This is a genomic window from Microbacterium sp. Leaf436, assembly GCF_001424715.1.
GTDB lineage: Bacteria > Actinomycetota > Actinomycetes > Actinomycetales > Microbacteriaceae > Microbacterium.
The window spans coordinates 1-19,680 of record NZ_LMRB01000006.1 but is presented as its reverse complement, the minus strand read 5'-3'; the positions used below and the strand labels follow the sequence as shown (position 1 = coordinate 19,680).

At 71.2% G+C, this 19,680-nt stretch carries 17 protein-coding genes and 1 rRNA gene; 5 read left to right on the top strand and 13 right to left on the bottom strand.

Features of this window, described 5'->3' with window-relative positions; all coding sequences use genetic code 11:
* The first annotated feature begins 225 nt into the window (after positions 1–225).
* Entirely contained in the window at positions 226–1,299 is a 1,074-nt protein-coding gene (locus ASG45_RS15720) for a glycosyltransferase family 4 protein (RefSeq protein WP_055840001.1), read from the top strand.
* A gap of 37 nt (positions 1,300–1,336) precedes the next feature.
* Here the strand turns inward: ASG45_RS15720 and ASG45_RS15715 are convergent, their stop codons facing one another.
* The gene (locus ASG45_RS15715) at positions 1,337–2,434 is read right to left on the bottom strand and encodes a glycosyltransferase family 4 protein (protein ID WP_055839998.1); all 1,098 of its coding nucleotides are present in this window, start codon (positions 2,432–2,434) and stop codon (positions 1,337–1,339) included.
* Positions 2,435–2,572: 138 nt separating this feature from the next.
* On the opposite strand from ASG45_RS15715, the gene ASG45_RS15710 reads away from it, so the two are divergent.
* The 4 genes from ASG45_RS15710 to ASG45_RS15695 all read left to right on the top strand — a co-directional run bounded on the left by ASG45_RS15710 (position 2,573) and on the right by ASG45_RS15695 (position 7,097).
* Positions 2,573–3,475, top strand: a complete 903-nt coding sequence (locus ASG45_RS15710) for an SDR family oxidoreductase (RefSeq protein ID WP_055839994.1) — start codon at positions 2,573–2,575, stop codon at positions 3,473–3,475.
* A gap of 200 nt (positions 3,476–3,675) precedes the next feature.
* Positions 3,676–5,070, top strand: a complete 1,395-nt coding sequence (locus ASG45_RS15705; protein ID WP_055839990.1) for an alpha/beta fold hydrolase — start codon at positions 3,676–3,678, stop codon at positions 5,068–5,070.
* Positions 5,067–6,617, top strand: a complete 1,551-nt coding sequence (locus tag ASG45_RS15700; RefSeq protein ID WP_055839986.1) for a GMC family oxidoreductase — start codon at positions 5,067–5,069, stop codon at positions 6,615–6,617. Before ASG45_RS15705 ends, ASG45_RS15700 begins: the two co-directional genes overlap by 4 nt.
* A 135-nt stretch (positions 6,618–6,752) precedes the next feature.
* Positions 6,753–7,097, top strand: coding sequence for a LysR family transcriptional regulator (locus ASG45_RS15695; RefSeq protein WP_055839982.1), 345 nt, complete (start codon positions 6,753–6,755; stop codon positions 7,095–7,097).
* Positions 7,098–7,188: 91 nt separating this feature from the next.
* Here ASG45_RS15695 and ASG45_RS15690 read toward each other — a convergent pair whose 3' ends face one another.
* The 12 genes from ASG45_RS15690 to rrf all read right to left on the bottom strand — a co-directional run.
* Entirely contained in the window at positions 7,189–8,829 is a 1,641-nt protein-coding gene (locus ASG45_RS15690) for an ABC-F family ATP-binding cassette domain-containing protein (RefSeq protein WP_055839980.1), read from the bottom strand.
* Positions 8,826–9,362: a hypothetical protein gene (locus ASG45_RS15685; RefSeq protein WP_235561651.1), complete on the bottom strand. Its 537-nt coding sequence runs from the start codon at positions 9,360–9,362 to the stop codon at positions 8,826–8,828. The genes ASG45_RS15690 and ASG45_RS15685 overlap by 4 nt, the downstream gene beginning before the upstream one ends.
* A gap of 47 nt (positions 9,363–9,409) precedes the next feature.
* Positions 9,410–10,339: a site-specific tyrosine recombinase XerD gene (gene xerD, locus ASG45_RS15680; RefSeq protein ID WP_055839973.1), complete on the bottom strand. Its 930-nt coding sequence runs from the start codon at positions 10,337–10,339 to the stop codon at positions 9,410–9,412.
* 1 nt (position 10,340) lies between these two features.
* Positions 10,341–10,919: an NUDIX domain-containing protein gene (locus tag ASG45_RS15675; protein WP_055839970.1), complete on the bottom strand. Its 579-nt coding sequence runs from the start codon at positions 10,917–10,919 to the stop codon at positions 10,341–10,343.
* Position 10,920: 1 nt separating this feature from the next.
* Positions 10,921–12,618 (bottom strand): CTP synthase, encoded by a 1,698-nt coding sequence (locus ASG45_RS15670; RefSeq protein WP_055839967.1) that lies wholly within the window; start codon positions 12,616–12,618, stop codon positions 10,921–10,923.
* 130 nt (positions 12,619–12,748) lie between these two features.
* A complete protein-coding gene (gene recN, locus ASG45_RS15665) occupies positions 12,749–14,446 on the bottom strand; it encodes a DNA repair protein RecN (RefSeq protein ID WP_055839964.1) in 1,698 nt (565 codons plus the stop codon).
* Positions 14,443–15,363 (bottom strand): NAD kinase, encoded by a 921-nt coding sequence (locus ASG45_RS15660; RefSeq protein WP_055839961.1) that lies wholly within the window; start codon positions 15,361–15,363, stop codon positions 14,443–14,445. The genes recN and ASG45_RS15660 overlap by 4 nt, the downstream gene beginning before the upstream one ends.
* On the bottom strand, positions 15,360–16,160 hold the full coding sequence (locus tag ASG45_RS15655; protein WP_055839958.1) for a TlyA family RNA methyltransferase: 801 nt from the start codon (positions 16,158–16,160) through the stop codon (positions 15,360–15,362). Before ASG45_RS15655 ends, ASG45_RS15660 begins: the two co-directional genes overlap by 4 nt.
* The gene (locus ASG45_RS16510; protein WP_181015925.1) at positions 16,157–16,327 is read right to left on the bottom strand and encodes a hypothetical protein; all 171 of its coding nucleotides are present in this window, start codon (positions 16,325–16,327) and stop codon (positions 16,157–16,159) included. Before ASG45_RS16510 ends, ASG45_RS15655 begins: the two co-directional genes overlap by 4 nt.
* Before the next feature lie 19 nt (positions 16,328–16,346).
* Positions 16,347–17,384 (bottom strand): HAD-IIA family hydrolase, encoded by a 1,038-nt coding sequence (locus ASG45_RS15645; RefSeq protein WP_055839953.1) that lies wholly within the window; start codon positions 17,382–17,384, stop codon positions 16,347–16,349.
* Positions 17,381–18,976 (bottom strand): hypothetical protein, encoded by a 1,596-nt coding sequence (locus tag ASG45_RS16670; protein ID WP_235561650.1) that lies wholly within the window; start codon positions 18,974–18,976, stop codon positions 17,381–17,383. The genes ASG45_RS15645 and ASG45_RS16670 overlap by 4 nt, the downstream gene beginning before the upstream one ends.
* 633 nt (positions 18,977–19,609) lie before the next feature.
* A 5S ribosomal RNA gene (rrf, locus tag ASG45_RS16795) occupies positions 19,610–19,680 on the bottom strand; the annotation flags it as partial.

Here is a 19,680-nt window from a genome sequence, read left to right as displayed (position 1 = left end):
GTGCCCGGCGTCGAGGGGTGAGGAGCGGCGTGAACGAACGGTGAGCACCGCCGCCGCGCGTATCCCCCTCCGCCGACGAACCCGGGCGCGGCCCGCGCTTCACCCGGGTGCTCACCTTTCGGGGCGCGCGAACCGCGGCGAGCGCGGCGTCGAAGCTGAGACGTCGTCGCACCATGTGTGCCCGCCCTCCCCACTCACCGCCGTCTCACTCCGGAGCCCTCCCGCATGTCTGCTTCCGACACCCCGCTCGTCGTCAACGGCCGTTTCCTCACCCACCCCACGACGGGGGTCCAACGATTCGCCCGCGAGATCGTCCGCGAACTCGCCCCCCTCATCGACGTCGTGGTCGTCGCCCCACCGGGTCGTCTCCTCGACGCCGACCTGGGCGTCGAGATCCGACAGGTCGGACGCCGCGGCGGTCACCTCTGGGAGCAGATTGATCTGCCCGCGCACCTCCGCCGGTCGGGCACTCCGCTGCTGCTCGGCCTGGCCACGACCGGACCGGTGCGCTATCGGCCGCAGATCGTCGCGCACCACGACATCACCTACGTGCGTCATCCCGAGAGCTTCGCGCGATCGTTCCGTCTGCTCTACCGCGCCTTGATCCCGCCCCTGCTGCGCTCGAGCGCCCGCGTCATCACCGTGAGCGGGTTCTCGGCGCGCGAGATCGCCCTGCATTACCGAGTGCCGGCCGACAAGCTCCGCGTGGTCGCCAACGCCGTCTCGAGCGACTTCCCCGCCGACGGCCCCGCGCACGACGAGGGGTCCCCGTACCTGCTCGCGGTGTCCTCACCGAACCGCCACAAGAACTTCGACGCCCTGCTCACGGCCTTCGACCGGGCCGATCTGCGGCAGATACGCCGCCTGCTCATCGTCGGCAACCAGGCGAAGGCCTTCCACGCGTCGATGAGCTCTACCGCCGGCGACCGGGTGCGCTTCCTCGGTCGCGTCGACGACGACGAGCTCGCGCGCCTGTACCGCGGCGCGACGGCGTTCGCCTTCCCTTCGCTCTACGAGGGCTTCGGGATCCCGCCGCTCGAGGCGCAGCGCATGGGTACGCCGGTGCTCGCCGCGCGGGCGGCCTCTCTTCCCACCGTGCTCGGCGACTCCGCCCTGTGGGTCGACCCGAGCGACCCCGACGACATCCGCCGGGGGATCGAGCGCCTCGACGGCGACCCCGCGCTGCGGGCCGAGCTCTCCCGTCGCGGTCGCCTGAACGAGAGCCTGTACTCGTGGGCCGACTCCGCCGCGCGCGTGGCCGCGATCGTGGCGGAGGTGCGCGCCGAGCTCCGCCCCTGACCGGCGCGGTTCCTCGGGCGCGCCCGCCGGCAGCCCCTCAGCGAGACCCGCCGTCGGCCACCTCGCCGAACCACGCGCGCTCCAGAGCCACCCGCTGCGCCCGCGCGGTGCGGTCCCCGAGGTAGGCGCTCCACGCCGCGTGATTCGCGTCGCTCCACGCCCCGAGCCGGCCGGCGCGAACGGCATCCACGAAGCCGCCGAGACCCTGCTCGATCGTCAACGCGGGCGCAAGCCCGGGCAAGGCGGGAATGGCGCGCGCAAGGATCGGCGCCCCTACCGCGTGGGCATCGAGCAGCGCGATCGGGAACCCCTCCCACGCGGCGGTGTGCAGGTAGAGGTCGAGCTCTCTCAGCTGCGCACCGACCTCGGTCGCGGGGAGCCATCCGGTCACGTGCACCCGCGGCTCGTCGTGCCCCGCGGCGGCGGCGCCCCCGTCGGCGCTGCCGATCCACCGGGCCTCCACGGGTTCGGCGAGCGCCGCGCGCAGCTCCTGCACCCGCGCGCGGAAGTAGTCGGGGTCCTTCTGGGCCACCCAGCGTCCCAGCATCCCCACGCGCAGCGACGCTGCCGCCGTCCGCGTGCGCCGAGCGGCGATCGGCGCGGCGGCGTCGGGAAGCGACGAGACGTTTGGCACCGTGACGATGTGCTCCGGCGCGACACCCAGGCCGAGGGCCTCGGCGCTCTCCCCCGGGCCGCACGCGGCCACGACGGTGGCGCGCCCGCGCAGCAGCGTCTCGACGGCGCGGAAGGCCGCGCGCACCGGTGGGGCGACGTCGGTGCGCACGAAGGCGTAGCAGTGAGGGGTGTACACGACGCGGGCGCGGCGCGGCGCGCCCCACAGCCGGAGGTACGCACCCGGGAACGTCGAGTGCGCGTGCACCACGTCGAACGACGCGGTGCGCAGCAGGTGTCGCAGCCCGAGAACCGCCCGCCCCACCGATGCTGTGTCCCACTCCCGATGGATCGCGGTGGTTCCTTCCCACACCGCGGCGGGGGCGCCGTCCGAGAACGGCGCGGCGATGACGTGGTCGACACCGGCCGGGGAGTTCGCGACGTAGGTCCGCACCGCGACGGGGACACCTCCCGTCACCCGGTCGACGAGGTGCAGGACGCGGCGGGGCGCGGGGGCGGTCACCCGTCGACGCTAGGGATCCCCCGCGCCGTCACCGGCGGGCGAGGGCGGCGGCGCCCCGGGTGAAGCGTGGCGTGCGCGGCATCCGCAATTCCGTCAAGGCCCCCGGCCGACACGGGGGCCGGTGCGTACCGTCGGGCCATGACTTCCGCTCGCGACCAGTTCACCTTCGACAACCCGGTCACCCGCTACGCCCGCGTCGAGCCGCCCGTTCAGCATCAGCCCGAGCCCGGCGTGCAGGCCGATATGACCCCCGTGCCCGACCTCGGCGAGAAGACCTACCGCGGCCTGGGCCGCCTGGTCGGACGCAAGGCACTCATCACGGGCGGCGATTCCGGCATCGGCGGGGCCGTGGCGATCGCGTTCGCCCGCGAGGGCGCCGATGTCGCGATCGTTCACCTGCCCGCCGAGCAGCGCGACGCCGACCACATCCTGCAGCAGATCCGGGATGCCGGGCGCACGGGCGTCTCGATCGCGATCGACATCTCCGATCCGAGCGCGTGCCGTGAGCTCGTCGCCCAGGCCGCCGAGGCGCTCGGCGGCCTCGACATCCTGGTGAACAACGCGGGCAAGCAGGTGATGGTCGACAAGGTCGACGACCTGTCCGACGAGCAGTTCGAGCAGACGTTCCGCACGAACGTCTTCGCCCCGTTCTGGATCACCAAGGCCGCGCTCGCGCACCTTCCCGAGGGCGGCACGATCATCAACACCGCGTCCCTCGAGGCCTACGTCCCCGCCCCCGACCGCCTCGACTACGCCGCCACCAAGGCGGCGATCAACAACCTGTCGAAGGGTCTCGCCCAGCAGCTCGCCCCCCGCGGCATCCGCGTCAACGTCGTCGCCCCCGGTCCCACGTGGTCGGCGCTGCAGGTGAGCCAGGGCGTCTCCGACGACCAGATGGAGCACTTCGACGACGAGAGCACCTACCAGCGCGCGGGACAGCCCGCCGAGATCGCCCCGGCGTTCGTGTTCCTGGCGTCGGCGGAGTCGAGCTACGTCTCGGGCGAGACGTTGAACGTGAACGGCGGCATGGTCACGCCCTGACCGGCCCTCCGCCCCGGGCCGAACTCCCGACTTCTTCGTCTCCGCCGACGCCGCACCCTGCACCCGTCCGGTCGCGCCGGTTTCTCAGAGTTCGGCCCGCTTCCCGTCCCGCTGGCCGCGAGGCCCGCGGCGCCCTTGCGCAAAACGTCCCGATCCGCAACCGACCCTTCCGCACCCCCGCGGTAGGCGAGCGTGAAGACATGCCCTCCGAGAACGCCGCCGCCCCGCGCGACGCGCCTGTCACCCTGTACATGCTGCACGCGCTCGGCGCGAGCGCCGACTCCTTCGATCGCGTCGCCGCCCAGCTCTCGGGCCGGGTGCGCGTCGAGGGCATCGACCTCCCCGGCTTCGGCTCGGCGGCCGCGGCCGCGGACTCCTCGCTCGACGCCACCGTCGCCCACGTCGTCCGCCACCTCGCGGCACACGCGCGCGGCCGCTGGATGCTGGGCGGCCACAGCATGGGCGGCAAGATCGCCGCACTCGTGGCCTCCCGGATCCTGCGCGGAGACGCCCCCCTGGTCGGGCTGAGCGGCATGGTGCTGATGGCTCCGTCGCCCCCGCGTCCCGAGCCGATGGACGAAGAGCGTCGCGAGCTGATGCTGTCGTGGGTGTCCGATGGCGCGATCTCCGAGACGGATGCCGAGAGCTTCCTCGAGCAGAACACCGCCGAGCCGCTCGATCCCGAGGCTCGCCGCCTCGCCCTCGCCGATCTCGGGCGCACCTCTCCCGCCGCGTGGCGCGCGTGGCTCGAGACGGGCAGCCGCATCGACGCGACCGCCGAGGTCGGCACCCTCGACCTCCCGGCGCTCGTGCTCGCGGGCACCGACGATGCCGACCTCGGAGCCGCGGCGCAGCCGGGTCTGCTCGCCGCGGTGTACCCGCGCGCGCGGTTCGTCCTCCTCGACGACACGGGGCACATGATCCCCCTGGAGCGTGCAGCCGAGGCCGCCGACGCGATCGCGGGCTTCGCGACCGACGAGGCACTGCTCGGCCCCGTCGTCCCCGCCGAGTGGGCGAACCTCATCGCCGGCGACCGCGTCGATGCCCGCGTGCGCGGCATCCTGAACCGTCGCGCGGTTCCCGACGACCGCGGTTACGCCCCCGCCGTGCTCGACGTCGCGCAACTCGTGCTGCTCCGCGAGATCGCCGACATCGTCGTCCCGCAGAAGGGACCCGCGATCGACCTCGCCGCCCGCGTCGACGCGCAACTCGCGCGCGGTGAGGGTGACGGGTGGCGAAACGCCGACCTGCCACCCGACCCCGAGGCGTATCGAGCGGGGCTCGACACCCTGGCATCCGTGTGGCCGACCGACCCCGTTGCGCGCGAAGACGTTGTGCGCGCCGCGATCGAGGGAACGACGGAGGCGACGGGCTCCTTCGACGCCGCTCAGCTGACGGCGTGGCTCGAGGACGCCCGCAACGACCTCGTGCGCCAGTGGCTGGCCCACCCGGCGAGCATGGCGCGCGTCGGGTACGACGGGTTCGCCACCGGCGGCAGTCCGATGCGCGGCTACGTGGAACTGCGGCTGGGACGCCGAGAAGACTGGGAGCCCGCCGGTGTCGGCGGCTCGATCGCGGCGGGAGACGCAGCATGAACCTCGAGCAGATGCGCACCTTCACCGACGACGAGATCGTCGACGTCGTCGTCATCGGCACGGGCGCCGGCGGCGCGCCCCTGACGGCGGAGTTGGCGGGCAAGGGCCTCAGCGTCGTGGCGCTGGAGGCCGGACGCCACTTCTCGCTCGACGACCTGACCCCCGATGAGACCGAGGCCGTCGAGATCAACTGGATGTCCGAGCGCCTCAGCGGCGGCGACGACCCCACCGCGTTCGGACCCAACAACAGCGGGCGCGGCGTCGGTGGCTCGATGCTGCACTGGGGGGCGTTCACGCCCCGCCCAGACCGCCGCGACCTGAGACTGCGCACCGAGTCGGGTCAGGGCCGCGACTGGCCCGTCGACCCCGACGAGCTGCTGAGCTACGTCGAGCGCGTCGAGGGCGACATCGGCGTGTCCGGCCCGACGCCGTACCCGTGGGACCCGAGCCGCCGGTACGCCTACGCGCCGGCGAAGCGCAACGCACCGGCGAACCTCGTGGCGAAGGGCTGCGACGCCCTGGGCATCCGCTGGGCCGACGCGCCGGCGGCCGTGCTCACCCGGGCGCGTCTGCAGGATCACCACGGCGAGCGCGGCGCGTGCGTCAACTGCGGCGAGTGCCACCAGGGATGCCGGACCGATGCCAAGGCCTCCACCGCCAACACGTATCTGCCCGCGGCGGTCGCCGCCGGGGCCGAGATCCGCAGCGAGGCGATGGTGCACGGGATCGAGCTCGATGCCCGCGGTCACGTCGAGGCGGTCGTCTACCGCAAGGACGGTGTCGACCGACGCCAGCGCTGCCGGACCCTCGTCCTGGCCGGAGGCGGGGTCGAAACGCCCCGACTGCTGCTGCACACGGGTCTGGCGAACGACAACGGTCAGGTCGGCCGCAACTTCCTCGCGCACGGGGCGACGCAGGTGTGGGGCCGGTTCGACGAGCCGGTGCGCGGGCACCGCGGGTATCCGTCGTCGCTCATCAGCGAAGACATGATGCGTCCCGCCGACGCGGACTTCGCCGGGGGCTACCTCGTGCAGAGCCTCGGCGTCATGCCCCTCACTTTCGCCACCACGCTCACCCGCGGGGGCGGCCTGTGGGGGCCCGAACTCATGCAGCGTCTCGACCAGGCGCGCTTCATGGCCGGCATCGGCATCAACGCCGAGTGCCTCCCGTCCGACGACAACCGGCTCGAGCTGGTCGACGAGACCGATGAGTTCGGCATCCCTCGCGCTCGGGTGACGTTCACCGCGGGCGAGAACGAGAAGGCGATCGACCGCCACGCCACCGCGTTCATGCTGCGGGTGATGCAGGCTGCGGGAGCTCGCGAGACGATGGTGCTGGCCCGCTCGGCGCATACCATCGGCACGTGCCGCATGTCGGACGATCCCTCCGACGGGGTGGTCGACGCCGACGGTCGCTCGCACGAGATCCCCAACCTGTGGATCTGCGACAACTCGGTCTTCCCGTCGGCGATCGCGGCGAACCCGGCGTTGACGATCATGGCCCTGTCGCTGCGCACCGCCGACCGTATGCTCGCCTCAGCCGCCTAACCCGCCGCGCCCGCCCCGCCGCCGTGCCGCCCACCCCCCCTGTTGAGTGTCCAAAACACGCCGCAGGGCCCGGTGCGCGGGCGGCGCGTCGTGGACACTCAACGGGCGGCCGCCGAACACGCGAGAATGGATGCCATGAAGCTCGAGCACCTCGTCCGGTTCACCGCCCTCGCCGAGGAGCTGCACTTCCCCCGCGCGGCGGAGAAGCTCCGCATCCCCCTCGCCTCGCTGTACACGACGATCGACAAGCTCGAAGAAGAGGTGGGGCAGCCGCTCGTGTCGCGCACCCCGCCCACGCAGCTGACCCCCGCGGGCCAGTTGCTCCTCACCGAGGCCCGGCACCGCATCGCCGACGCGCCGCCCGCGGCTCCCCGCCAGAAGGCACCCGGCGGAGGCAAAGCCAAAGCGTCGAAGGGAAAGGGCCGCGCCCCCATCGTCAAGGGCGAGCCCAAGCCGTACAAGAAGCGCCAGGGCCGCTGACCCCCGCCCTCCCCACGCATAAACGCTGATCCTGCACATAAACGCGCTGTCTGAGCGTTTCCGTGCAGGATCAGCGTTTATGCGGGTCTCCCTAAAGCTCGGTCACGACCCCGGCCTCGACGCGCCAGCGCCGGTCGGTCTGCACCGCGGCGAGCATGCGCCGGTCGTGCGTGACGAGCAGCAGCGTGCCGGTGTACGACTCCATCGCCTGCTCGAGCTGCTCGATGGCGGGCAGGTCGAGGTGGTTGGTCGGCTCGTCGAGCACGAGCACGTTGACGCCGCGGGCCTGCAGCAGGGCCAGCCCCGCGCGCGTGCGTTCCCCCGGTGACAGCTGGTCGACGGGGCGGGCGACGTGATCGGCCTTGAGCCCGAACTTCGCCAGCAGCGTCCGCACCTCGCCCGCGTTGAGCTCCGGCACGAAGCCCTCGAAGGTCTCGGCGAGCGGGCGCTCCCCCACGAACAGCGAGCGCGCCTGGTCGATCTCGCCGATCTCGACGCTGGCGCCGAGGCTCGCCGAGCCCTCGTCGGGCGCCTGACGACCCAGGATGCCACGCAGCAACGTCGATTTGCCGGCACCGTTGGGGCCGGTGATGCCGATGCGCTCGCCCGCGTTGACCTGCAGCGACACCGGGCCGAGGGTGAAGTCGCCCTGCCGGAACACCGCGGCGGACAACGTAGAGACGACCGAGCTCGACCGTGGCGCCGTCCCGATCGTGAACTCGAGCTGCCACTCCTTGCGAGGCTCCTCGACCTCGTCGAGCCGCGCGATCCGGCTCTCCATCTGTCGGACCTTCTGCGCCTGCTTCTCGCTCGATTCGGCCGCGGCCTTGCGGCGGATCTTGTCGTTGTCGGGTGACTTCTTCATCGCGTTGCGCACACCCTGACTTGACCATTCGCGCTGGGTGCGAGCCCGCCCGACCAGGTCGGCCTTCGTCTCGGCGTACTCCTCGTACTTCTCGCGCGCCTGTCGGCGCACCGTCGCCCGCTCCTCGAGGTAGGCGTCGTAGCCGCCCCCGTACACGCGGTGGGAACTCTGCGCCAGGTCGAGCTCGAGCACTCGCGTGACCGAGCGCGCGAGGAACTCGCGATCGTGGCTGACGAGCACCACGCCACCTCGCAGCCCCCTCACGAACGTCTCCAGTCGCTCGAGGCCGTCGAGATCGAGATCGTTGGTGGGTTCGTCGAGCAGCGCGATGTCGAACCGCGAGAGCAGCAGCGCCGCGAGCCCCACGCGCGCGGCCTGCCCTCCCGAGAGCCCGGTCATCTCGGCATCCGGTCCCACCTGCAGGCCGAGGTCTGCCAGGACCACCGGCATCCGCTCGTCGAGATCGGCGGCGCCACTGGCGAGCCAGCGTTCGAGCGCGGTGGCGTAGGCGTCGTCGGCCCCCACCGCATCGGGATCTCCGAGCGCGGCCGCGGTGGCGTCCATCTCGCGTGTCGCCTCGGTAGACCCGGTGCGGCGGCCGATGTACTGGGCGACGGTCTCACCGGGCACGCGTTCGTGCTCCTGCGGCAGCCAACCGACGAAGGCGTCGGCCGGCGCGAGGGTGATCGACCCGCCCTGCGGCTCGTCGACGCCCGCGAGCAGACGCAGCAGCGTGGACTTGCCCGCACCGTTGGCCCCGACGACCCCGATCACGTCCCCGGGGGCGACGGTGAGGTCGATGCCGTCGAACAGGGTGCGGTGTCCGTGGCCTCCGGCGAGGCCCTGTGCGACGAGCGTTGCGGTCATCCCTCTAGTCTCTCAGGGCCCGGACGTCTCACCGCGAGCGCGGTCGCGGCAGAAGCAATTCGACGATCGTGATCGCGTTGGATGGGCCGAGAGATCGTCAGCGCGCCGATGGCGATGAGCAGAACCGGTGCGCACGCGGCCACCCCAAGAGGGATGCGGCTCCAGACATCCCCGTCCTCGGCGAACGCGAAGAGGACGAACCACCCCCAGCCCACGGCGAGAAAGGTCGCCGAGCTCGCGGCGATACTCGCCGCCCCCGGGCGCAGCCGGTGACGCACCGCCGGGATCCTCAGGCATACCCAGACCACGACGAGCGTGCCGCCCACGAGGGTCGCCGCCGTGAGCATCCCGGGCACCGCTTCAGACGGCGACGTCGTGACGAATGAGACGATGTCGACAATCGGATGCGACAGCACCGCCCACACGCCAGCCGCCAGGACGACGGCGATGTACAGCAGTGACAACCACCACTTCCCCGGGTCGTCCCTCGTTGCGAGGGTGGTCATGCGCTCACTCTCGAAGGTCGGGCGCACCGACGCGCGGATGCTGGGGCAGAACCAGTATGCCGATTTCGCCCCCGTCACCGCGCCCGCGGATGCGACGTGGCGTACACGTCGCGCAGCGCGTCGACCGTGACGTGCGTGTAGATCTGCGTCGTGGCCACCGACGCATGGCCGAGCAGTTCCTGCACCACCCGCACGTCCGCCCCACCCTGCAGCAGGTGCGTCGCGAACGAGTGCCGCAGCGTGTGCGGCGAGACGTGCGCGGTGAGGTCGGCGCGTTCGGCGGCGGCCTGGATGATCAGCCAGGCGCTCTGTCGCGACAGCGGCGCCCCGCGCACCCCGAGGAACAGTCGCGGTGTGGCGCGTCCCCGGGATGCCAAGCCCGGACGCACCCGCGTGAGGTACGCCTCGATCGCGGCACGCGCGTAGGACCCCACCGGCACGATGCGCTCCTTGTCGCCCTTGCCGCGCACCCGCAGCAGGTCACCGTGCGCGGTGTCGTCGACGTCGAGCTGCACGATCTCCGACACCCGCGCGCCGGTCGCGTACAGCAGCTCCAGCAGCGCCCGATCCCGGATCGCCGACGGTTCCGCCGCTGAGGCGTCTTCGGTTTTCGGTGCGGGACCCGCGGCATCCAGCAGCAGGTCGACCTGCGCGATGGTGAGCGCCTTGGGCAGACGGCGGGGTGCTTTCGGGGGCCGCAGTCGACCCGTCGGGTCGTCGTCGGCGCGCCCCTCACGCACGAGGAAACGGTGCAGTCCCCGCACCGACGACTGCAGGCGCGCGAGCGACGACGACGCGGGAGGAGGTTCCGCCGACGCGCGTTCTGCGGCGAAGTCGGCGATGAGAGCCGGCGTCACCGCATCGATCGTCGTCACCCCTCGCTCCCGCAGCCAGGCGACGTACACCGTCAGGTCGCGGCGGTACGCGGCGGACGTGTGGTCCGAGAGCCCGCGCTCGAGCGCGACGTGGCGGAGGTAGGTCTCGACCGCGCGCTCGAGCTCCACATCAGGCCGACGCGGCCTCGCGGCGCAGCACCTCGGCCGCGGCGAGCGCGCCGGTGGCGAGGATGCCGTTGCGCAGGCGCCCCGACAGCACGCCGTCGATGACATCGGCCAGCGGCACCCGCTCGACGCGCATGTCGGACTCTTCGTGCTCCCGCTGGTAGTCGGTCTCGACCGTCGTCAGTCCCCGCGCGAGGAAGAGGTGCACGACCTCGTCGTTGCCGCCGGGGGTGGTGTGCATCGACACGAGGTGCTGCCACCGCGACGCCTCGAGGTCGACTTCTTCGGTCAGCTCGCGCTTCGCCGTCTCGAGCGGGGGTTCGCCGGCCACGTCGAGGAGTCCGGCCGGGATCTCCCAGTCGCGTTCCTTGATCGGGTGCCGGTACTGCTGGATGAGAACCACGCGCCCGTCGTCGTCGATGGCCACCACCGCGGCCGCTCCCGGGTGGGCGACGTACTGACGGGTCATCTCGCCGTCGCCGTAGCGCACGGTGTCGGAGCGGACGTCCCACACCGCGCCTTCGTAGACGAGCTCGCTCGAGAGCACCTCGAGCTCGACGGATTCGTCGCGCAGTTCTTCCACGTCAGTCCTCCTCGACGTCGAACAGCTCGCTCGAACGGTGACGGTCGAGCGCCGCCGCGACCAGGCCGCTGAACAGCGGGTGGGGCTCGGTCGGGCGCGAGCGCAGTTCGGGGTGGGCCTGGGTGGCGATGTAGTACGGGTGCACGTCGCGCGGCAGCTCGACGAACTCGACGAGGTCGAGGTCGGGGTTGAGGCCCGAGAACACCAGACCGGCGTCGCTCAGCTGCTGGCGGTAGGCGTTGTTGACCTCGTAGCGGTGACGGTGGCGCTCCGAGATCTGCGACTGCCCGTACAGGTCTGCGGCGAGCGAGCCTTCGGCGAGGGCGGCCGGGTACAGGCCCAGGCGCATCGTGCCTCCGAGGTCGCCGCTCTCGAGGATGTCGACCTGCTCCGCCATGGTCGCCACGACGGGGTGGACGGTGTCGGGGTCGAACTCGCTGGACGAGGCACCCTCGAGACCGGCCATCGTGCGCGCGTACTCGATGACCATGCACTGCAGGCCGAGGCAGATGCCGAGGGTGGGGATCCCCTGCTCGCGCGCGAAACGCAGCGCGCCGAGCTTGCCCTCGATGCCGCGGATACCGAACCCGCCGGGCACGATGATGCCGTCGACTGCCGCCAGAGCCTTCTCGGCGCCCTCGGGCGTCTCGCACAGGTCGGACGGGATCCACGTGATCGTCACGTGGGTCTCTTGGCCGAAGCCGCCCGCCTTGATCGCCTCGGTGACCGACAGGTAGGCGTCGGGGAGGTCGATGTACTTGCCGACGAGCCCGATGGTGACTTCGTGCTTGGGGTTGTGCACCGCCTGCAGCACACGCTGCCACCGCGACCAGTCGACGTCGGCCGCCTTGTCGAGGTCGAGCGCGTCGACGATGTAGGCGTCGAGACCCTGATCGTTGAGCATCGAGGGAATGTCGTAGATGCTGGGCACGTCGATCGCGTTGACGACCGCGTCTTCGTCGACGTCGCACATGAGCGCGATCTTGCGCTTGTTCGACTCGGTGACGGGACGGTCGCTACGCAGCACCAGGGCATCGGGCTGGATGCCGATGGAGCGCAGCGTCGCGACGGAGTGCTGGGTGGGCTTGGTCTTCTGCTCGCCCGACGCGCCCATGAAGGGCACGAGCGAGACGTGCACGAAGAAGACGTTCTTGCGGCCGAGCTCGTGGCGGATCTGGCGTGCCGATTCGATGAAGGGCTGCGACTCGATGTCGCCGACCGTTCCACCGATCTCGGTGATGATCACGTCGGGCTGCGGGCTCTCACTGGCCTGCAGGCGCATGCGGCGCTTGATCTCGTCGGTGATGTGCGGAATGACCTGCACCGTGTCGCCGAGGTACTCGCCACGGCGCTCGCGCGCGATGACCTGCGAGTAGATCTGGCCGGTGGTGACGTTAGCCGCCTGGCTCAGCTCGATATCGAGGAAGCGTTCGTAGTGCCCGATGTCGAGGTCGGTCTCGGCACCGTCATCGGTCACGAAGACTTCGCCGTGCTGGAACGGGTTCATCGTTCCCGGATCGACGTTGAGGTACGGGTCGAGCTTCTGCATGACCACGTGCAGGCCTCGCGCCGTGAGGAGATTGCCGAGGCTTGCCGCCGTCAGGCCTTTTCCGAGGGAGGAGACCACTCCTCCGGTGACGAAGATGTGCTTCGTCGTGAAGATCTTGTCGTCTGAATGTCCCGCGTCCGAAGTCTGCATCACGGGCTTCGATCCTATCAGTCAGCTCGGTCGATGGTTCTCGCGGATCTCATCCGCCTTGTTCGGGAGTCTCGCACCACCCTCCGACATCCGCATCACCGCAGCGTGAAGATCGTGCGGCGAGCGCGCGTCACCGAACGGAGCGTCCCGTTTGCAGCAGCTCCCGGGCGTGGGTGAGGGCGGCGTCGGAATCGCTCAGGCCCGACAGCAGGCGAGCCATCTCGGCCTCGCGTTCCGCGCCGTCGAGTCGCCGGACACTGGATGCCGTGACCGCGCCGTCGTTGCCCTTGACGACGGTGAGGTGGTTCCCGGCGAAGGCGGCGACCTGGGCCAGGTGGGTGACGGCGATGACCTGCGACGACTCCGCCAGCCGTGCCAGCCGGCGGCCCACCTCGATCGCCGCGGCACCGCCGATCCCGGCGTCGACCTCGTCGAAGACGAACGTGGGAACCGGGTCGACTCCGGCGATGACGACCTCGATGGCGAGCATGACACGGCTGAGCTCTCCGCCCGAGGCCCCGCGCGATACGGCTCGCGGATCCGCGCCGGGGTGCGGAGCGAGCAGGATCGTGACCTCGTCGCGGCCGTGCCCGGCGGGAACAGCGGGGGCGACCTGGACCGTGAGCCGGGCGTCGGGGAGCGCCAGAGCGTGCAGCTCCTCGGTCACCGCGGCACCGAGGCGCGCGGCGGCGTCCCGTCGCGCGGCGCTGAGGTCGTCGGCGGCCGCATCCAGTTCTGTCGCGGCCGCGTCGCGCTGCGCGCTGAGGCGTTCGATACGGTCACCGTCGTCGTCGAGTTCGACCAGACGGGCCGAACCCGTCTCGAGCAGCGCGATCGCGGCATCCACCGATCCGTGGGCGCGAACGAGACCCGCGAGCACGCCCCTTCGCTCGTCCACGGCCGACAGCTCGTGCGGACCCGACTCGTCGAGATCGGCGAGGTACCCCGACAGCGCCACCGACGCGTCGGTGGCGCGATAGCCGAGATCGGCGACCTGCTCTCCGATCGCGGCGAGCGCGGCGTCGCTGCCCGCGATGCGTTCGAGTGCTCGGCGCGCCTCGGCGAGCAGGGTGACGACGTCAGGTGTGCCGTCGTCGTTCGACAGCGCCGCGTGCGCGGTGACCGCCGCCAGACGCAGTTCCTCGGCGTTCGCCAGACGCTCCGCCCGCCGAGCCAGTTCGTCTTCTTCGCCTTCGACGGGGGCAGCGGCTTCGATCTCGGCGATCGCGGCTCGCAGCTGCGCAGCCTCTCGGGCGCGATCGTCGCGATCGGCGGTGAGGGTGGTCAGCTCGGCGTCGAGGGCGCGCCAGGTGTCCCACGCGCCGCGGTAGGCGGTGCGGGCCGCCGTCACGGGACCGCCGCCGAAGCGGTCGAGCGCGTCGCGCTGCGCCGACGAAGACTTCAACCGCAGCTGGTCGGACTGCCCGTGCACGACGACGAGATCGTCGGCGAGGTCAGCGAGCACACCGGCCGGAGCGGTGCGTCCGCCGACCGTCGCGCGTCCTCGTCCCTCGCTCGAGACGGTGCGACCGAGATACAGCTCAGCGCTGCCGCCGCCCACCGGTTCGACGTCGCCGCCGGCCTCGCGCACGCGGGAGGCCACGGGGCCGTCCTCGGGAACGAGCCAGACGCCCTCGACCGTCGCCTGCGCCGCGCCCTTGCGCACGGCGCTCGAGTCGGCGCGCTGGCCGAGCAGCAGTCCGAGACCGGTGACGACCATCGTCTTGCCTGCGCCGGTCTCGCCCGTGATGGCGGTGAATCCCCGTCCCATGGGCAAGGTGGCGTCGGCGATCACACCGAGATCGCGCAGGCGCATCTCTTCGATCATGACGATCCCCCCGCCACTCCCCGCCAACCCGTCACGGGGAGGTGGAACTTGCGCACGAGGCGATCGGTGAAGGCGGCCGGGTGCAGCCGCGCCAGCCGCACCGGGCGGGACGACCGGCGCACGACGACACGCGCGCCCGGAGGCAGGTCGTGCGAACGGCGACCGTCGCACCACAGGATGCCGCTGCCGCTCGTGCGCTCCAAGACCTCGACCGCGACGGTGGCCTCGGGGCTCACCACGAGGGGACGCGCGAAGAGCGCGTGCGCCGACAGCGGCACGACGGCGATCGCCTCGACGGTCGGCCAGACGATGGGGCCGCCGGCCGAGAAGTTGTAGGCGGTCGAGCCGGTCGGGGTGGCGACGACGACGCCGTCGCAGCCGAACGATGACAGCGGGCGACCGTCGACGGCCATGACGACCTCGAGCATGCGCTCGCGGCTGGCCTTCTCGACGGTGGCCTCGTTGAGCGCCCACGTCTCGAAGATGACACGGTCGTCGGCGTCTTCGATCTTGACGGCGAGCGCGAGACGCTCCTCGACCGTGTAGTCCCGGTCGATCACCCGACGCACCGCGTCGTCCATGTCATCGCGTTCGATCTCGGCGAGGAATCCCACGTGCCCCATGTTGATGCCGAGGATGGGGGCCGTGCTTCCGCGCACCATCTCGGCCGCGCGCAGGATGGTGCCGTCCCCGCCGAGGACGATGGCGAGCTCGACGTCGTCGATGCCCACGTCGACACCCAGGGTCGCCACTCCCTCGAGGCCGAGGCGCTCGGCGAGTTCGGGGCGGTCCTCGGCCGAGACGACGGGAGTCGCCCCCGCCGCGCAGATGGCCGTGATGATGCGTTCGGCGGCATGGACGGTGTCGTCACGGCGCGCGTGGACGACGAGGAGGATTCGGCGATCGCTGGGGGTCATCGGCTTCCGGTCAGTCGGGTCACGGTGCTCTCCCATTGTGAGGGCTCTGTGCCGTGGACGGCCGAGAACCACGCGACGTACTCCTGGTTGCCATGGGTTCCGACGATCGGCGACGCGATGAGACCCGCGGTGCGCAGGCCCACGTCCCACGCGGCCCACAGCACGCCGTGCACGGCGTCGGACCGCAGAGCCGGGTCGGTGACGAGCCCACCCTTGACCGCGGTGCGGCCGACTTCGAACTGGGGCTTGATGAGCAGCACGACGTCGGCGGCCGGATCCATCGTCTCGACGATCGCGGGAAGAACATGGTGGAGCGAGATGAACGACAGGTCACCGGTGACGATGCGTGGCCGCTCGTCGACACCCGTCGCGGCGGCCAGAGAGGCGGCGGTCATGAACCGCACGTTATACCCCTCGACCGACACCACGTCCGGGTCGGACTCGACGACGGTGGACAACTGCCCGTGCCCCACGTCGACGGCCAGGACGGGGCGAGCGCCGCGTTCGCGCAGAACCTGGCTGAAGCCGCCCGTCGACGCGCCCAGGTCGACGGCGGCGACACCGTCCACGACGATGTCGAAGGCGTCGAGCGCCGCGAGCAGCTTGTGGGCTCCCCGACTGACGTAATGGTCGGATCCGGCCACGTCGATGACGCTGTCGTCGCCGACCTGCGCCGACGTCTTGACGACCGGACGCCCGTCGACGCTCACGAGCCCGTCGACGACGAGCTGAGCGGCGTGCGAGCGGGAGCGGGCGAGCCCTCGGGCGGCGAGCTCCGCATCGAGACGGGGAGTCACGCCCGCCGCGCTGCCGGGGTGTCGGTCGGTGCCGACTCGAGGCGGCGCGCCAACTCGTCCTGCACGGCGGCGTAGGCCTCCGCGCGCGCTCCCAGCGGCTGCTCCTCGATCATCCGCAGGCGATCGACGAGTTCGGGAACGGCATCGGGGGCGGAGCTGTCCGACATGGATGCCATGCTACCGACGTCAGCGCACGCGGAACGGGTCCGCGTACAGCTGTTCGGGTACGCGGAAGCCGAAGATGGCGCGTCCGGAGTTCCAGATCGCCGCGGCTCCGGCGCGCAGAAGGTCGATCTGCCGACCGCCCTCCGCGACGATGCGCAGGTCGACACCGTCGACCTCGACGATCGCGTCACCCACGCGGGTGCGTGCGCCCTTGACGATGGTCTCGGGATACGGTTCGAAGAGTTGGCGCAGATCCTCGACGATGTAGTCGGGACGCTGCGACGCAATGGCCGCGAGCACCTGCTTCGGCCGGTCGATCCCGGTCAGCACGAGCAGCGAGGGCATGCCCGCGGTCCGCGCTCCCTGGATGTCGGTGTCGAGCCGGTCTCCGATGAACAGCGGCGCCTTCGCCCCTGTCCGGGTGATCGCCTCGTCGAAGATCGGACGCTCGGGCTTACCCGCGATCGTCGCCAGGCGTCCCACCGCCGTGTGCACGGCCGACACGAGGGTGCCGTTTCCCGGGGCGATGCCACGCGCCTGCGGGATGGTCCAGTCGGTGTTCGTCGCGACCCACGGGATGCCGCCGTCTTCGACGGGGGTAGCAAGCGCGTAGGCGGCCTCCGCCAGGTGCGCCCATCCCACGTCGGGGGCGAAGCCCTGCACGACGGCCGCGGGGGCGTCGTCGGCGCTGCGGGTGACGACGAAGCCGGCCTTCTCGACCTCGACGACGAGACCCTCGCCGCCGATGACGAGAAGGGTGGAGCCGGCGGGCACGAGGTCACGCATGAGCCGCATGGCCGCCTGCGGACTCGTCGTGACGTCGTCGGCGGCGACGCGGAGTCCGAGCGACGAGAGGTGGTCCGCGACCGATGCGTCGGTGCGCGAGGCGTTGTTGGTGATGTAACCGAGCCGGCGCCCCTCGTCCTGGGCCCGGTTGAGACTGTCGACGGCGTGCGGGAGGGCACCGGGGCCCGCGTACACGACGCCGTCGAGGTCGGCGAGCACGACGTCGATGCCGTCGAGCGGTGTCGACGCCGTCCGGCCGCGGCCGAAGATCATCGCGCGTCCTCGTCGGGGGCGGAGGACTCCGTCGAAGCGTCAGAGTCGGCGTCAGCCTCGTCGACGTCCACTGCGCCAGCAGAAACCGCATCGGCGTCAGCATCAGTGACATCGGCGTCGTCAGCGGAGGTGGAGGTGTCGCCAAGGTCTTCGATGTCGTCGACGCCGGGGTCTTCTGTCGGGATGACCCCGGATGCCACGTCCACACCGCCCTCGTCGTCGATGAGTTCGATCTCCTCGACGACGATCACTTCGCGGTCGGCGACGCCCGCTGCGGCGTCGAGGGCGTCGGCGGCGATCTGTGCACGGCGTTCCCACTCCGCCGCTTCGGCGTCACGCCCGAGCTCCTCGAGCACCGCGGCGCGAGCGCTGAACAGCGCGGGGCTCCACTCGAACGCACGGTCGGGGTCGGCCTCGGGGATGTCGAGTTCCTGGAGCGCCCGTTCCGTTTCTCCGAGGTCCAGACGAGCACCGGACATCGCGATCGCGAGCTGCACGCGGACCGGGACCGAGAGCTTCGAGCGGTCCACCGCGCGGCCCTCTTCCAGCGCGCGATCGGGTTTGCCGACTCCTCGCTCGCTGTCCACGATGAGCGGAACCTGATCGTCGGAGCCCGTGATGCGACGGTGGGTGCGCAGCTCTCGCAGGGCGAGGGCGAAGTCCCCCACCGCATAAGCGGTGATGGCGACCGTCTCGCGGACGACGCCGACACGGCCGGCGCTCCGAGAGGCCGCCAACGCGTGCTCGTGCGCGAGCGCGGGGTCTTCGTCGATGAGACGCGCGGCCATCGCGAGATGGCGGGCGACGTTCTCGGCGTTGTCCTTGCTCAGCGTCTTCAACTCGTTGCGTGCCGCGCCCGGCAGATCCCAGGCCGTGATCTCTTCGGGGATCTCCGGACCCCGCTCGCGCCGGTCCTGCGGCGGACGCGTGGCACGTGCGTCGTCACGATCGAAGCGGCGGGGTGCGCCCGCACCGGGACGCCGGTCACCTGAGGGACGACGGTCATTCCCGCCGGCGAAACCGCGATTGTCGCCCTCGCGACGGTACGGACGATCACCGTCACGCGGCGGACGCGAGTCATTGTCGCGACGGTAAGGGCGGTCGCCATCACGCGGCGGACGCGAGTCATTGTCGCGACGGTAGGGGCGGTCGCCGTCACGCGATGGACGGGAGTCACCCGAACGGGGCGGACGTGAATCGTTTTCGCGACGGTAAGGGCGGTCACCATCACGCGGCGGACGCGAGTCGTTGTCGCGACGGTAGGGGCGATCAGCGTCACGCGATGGACGGGAGTCACCCGAACGGGGCGGACGCGAATCGTTGTTCACGCGGCGGACGCGAGTCGTTGTCGCGACGGTAGGGGCGATCAGCGTCACGCGATGGACGGGAGTCACCCGAACGGGGCGGACGCGAATCGTTGTCGCGACGGAACGGGCGGTCACCATCACGCGGCGGACGCGAGTCATTGTCGCGACGGTAAGGACGGTCACCGTCGCGCGGCGGACGCGAGTCATTGTCGCGACGGTAAGGACGGTCGCCATCACGCGGCGGACGCGAGTCGTTGTCGCGACGGTAGGGGCGATCAGCGTCACGCGATGGACGGGAGTCACCCGAACGGGGCGGACGCGAATCGTTATCACGCGGCGGACGCGAGTCGTTGTCGCGACGGTAGGGGCGATCAGCGTCACGCGATGGACGGGAGTCACCCGAACGGGGCGGACGCGAATCGTTGTCACGACGGAACGGGCGGTCACCATCACGCGGCGGACGCGAATCGTTGTCACGACGGAACGGGCGGTCGCCATCACGCGGCGGACGCGAGTCGTTGTCGCGACGGAACGGGCGGTCGCCGTCACGCGATGGACGGGAGTCACCCGAACGCGGCGGACGCGAATCGTTGTCACGACGGAACGGGCGGTCACCCTCACGCGGCGGACGCGAATCCCCCGCACGCGCAGGACGCGAATCATTGTCCCGACGGAACGGGCGGTCGTTGTCGCGCGGAGGACGGGCATCGCCCTCACGACGGAACGGACGGTCGCCGCGTGGCGACGCCCCGTCCCTTCCGGAAGACTGCCCGCGACCGGACGCGCGGTCGCCCGAGCGTCCTTCGTTGCTCTTGCGATCGTTCGCGTCATTCGTCGACATGACTGGCCTTCCCGGGAAATGTGCCCGTAAATGCGAAATGGCCACCCAACATTGGGTGGCCATTCCGACTAAAAGAAGTCCGGCGGTGTCCTACTCTCCCACAGGGTCCCCCCTGCAGTACCATCGGCGCTGAGAGGCTTAGCTTCCG

Coding starts and splice junctions, on each gene's coding strand:
- ASG45_RS15720 (WP_055840001.1), top strand. CDS start 226: ATGTCTGCTTCCGACACCCCGCTCGTCGTCAACGGCCGTTTCCTCACC.
- ASG45_RS15710 (WP_055839994.1), top strand. CDS start 2,573: ATGACTTCCGCTCGCGACCAGTTCACCTTCGACAACCCGGTCACCCGC.
- ASG45_RS15705 (WP_055839990.1), top strand. CDS start 3,676: ATGCCCTCCGAGAACGCCGCCGCCCCGCGCGACGCGCCTGTCACCCTG.
- ASG45_RS15700 (WP_055839986.1), top strand. CDS start 5,067: ATGAACCTCGAGCAGATGCGCACCTTCACCGACGACGAGATCGTCGAC.
- ASG45_RS15695 (WP_055839982.1), top strand. CDS start 6,753: ATGAAGCTCGAGCACCTCGTCCGGTTCACCGCCCTCGCCGAGGAGCTG.
- ASG45_RS15690 (WP_055839980.1), bottom strand. CDS start 8,829: ATGACCGCAACGCTCGTCGCACAGGGCCTCGCCGGAGGCCACGGACAC.
- ASG45_RS15670 (WP_055839967.1), bottom strand. CDS start 12,618: ATGCAGACTTCGGACGCGGGACATTCAGACGACAAGATCTTCACGACG.
- recN (WP_055839964.1), bottom strand. CDS start 14,446: ATGATCGAAGAGATGCGCCTGCGCGATCTCGGTGTGATCGCCGACGCC.
- ASG45_RS15660 (WP_055839961.1), bottom strand. CDS start 15,363: ATGACCCCCAGCGATCGCCGAATCCTCCTCGTCGTCCACGCGCGCCGT.
- ASG45_RS16510 (WP_181015925.1), bottom strand. CDS start 16,327: ATGTCGGACAGCTCCGCCCCCGATGCCGTTCCCGAACTCGTCGATCGC.
- ASG45_RS15645 (WP_055839953.1), bottom strand. CDS start 17,384: ATGATCTTCGGCCGCGGCCGGACGGCGTCGACACCGCTCGACGGCATC.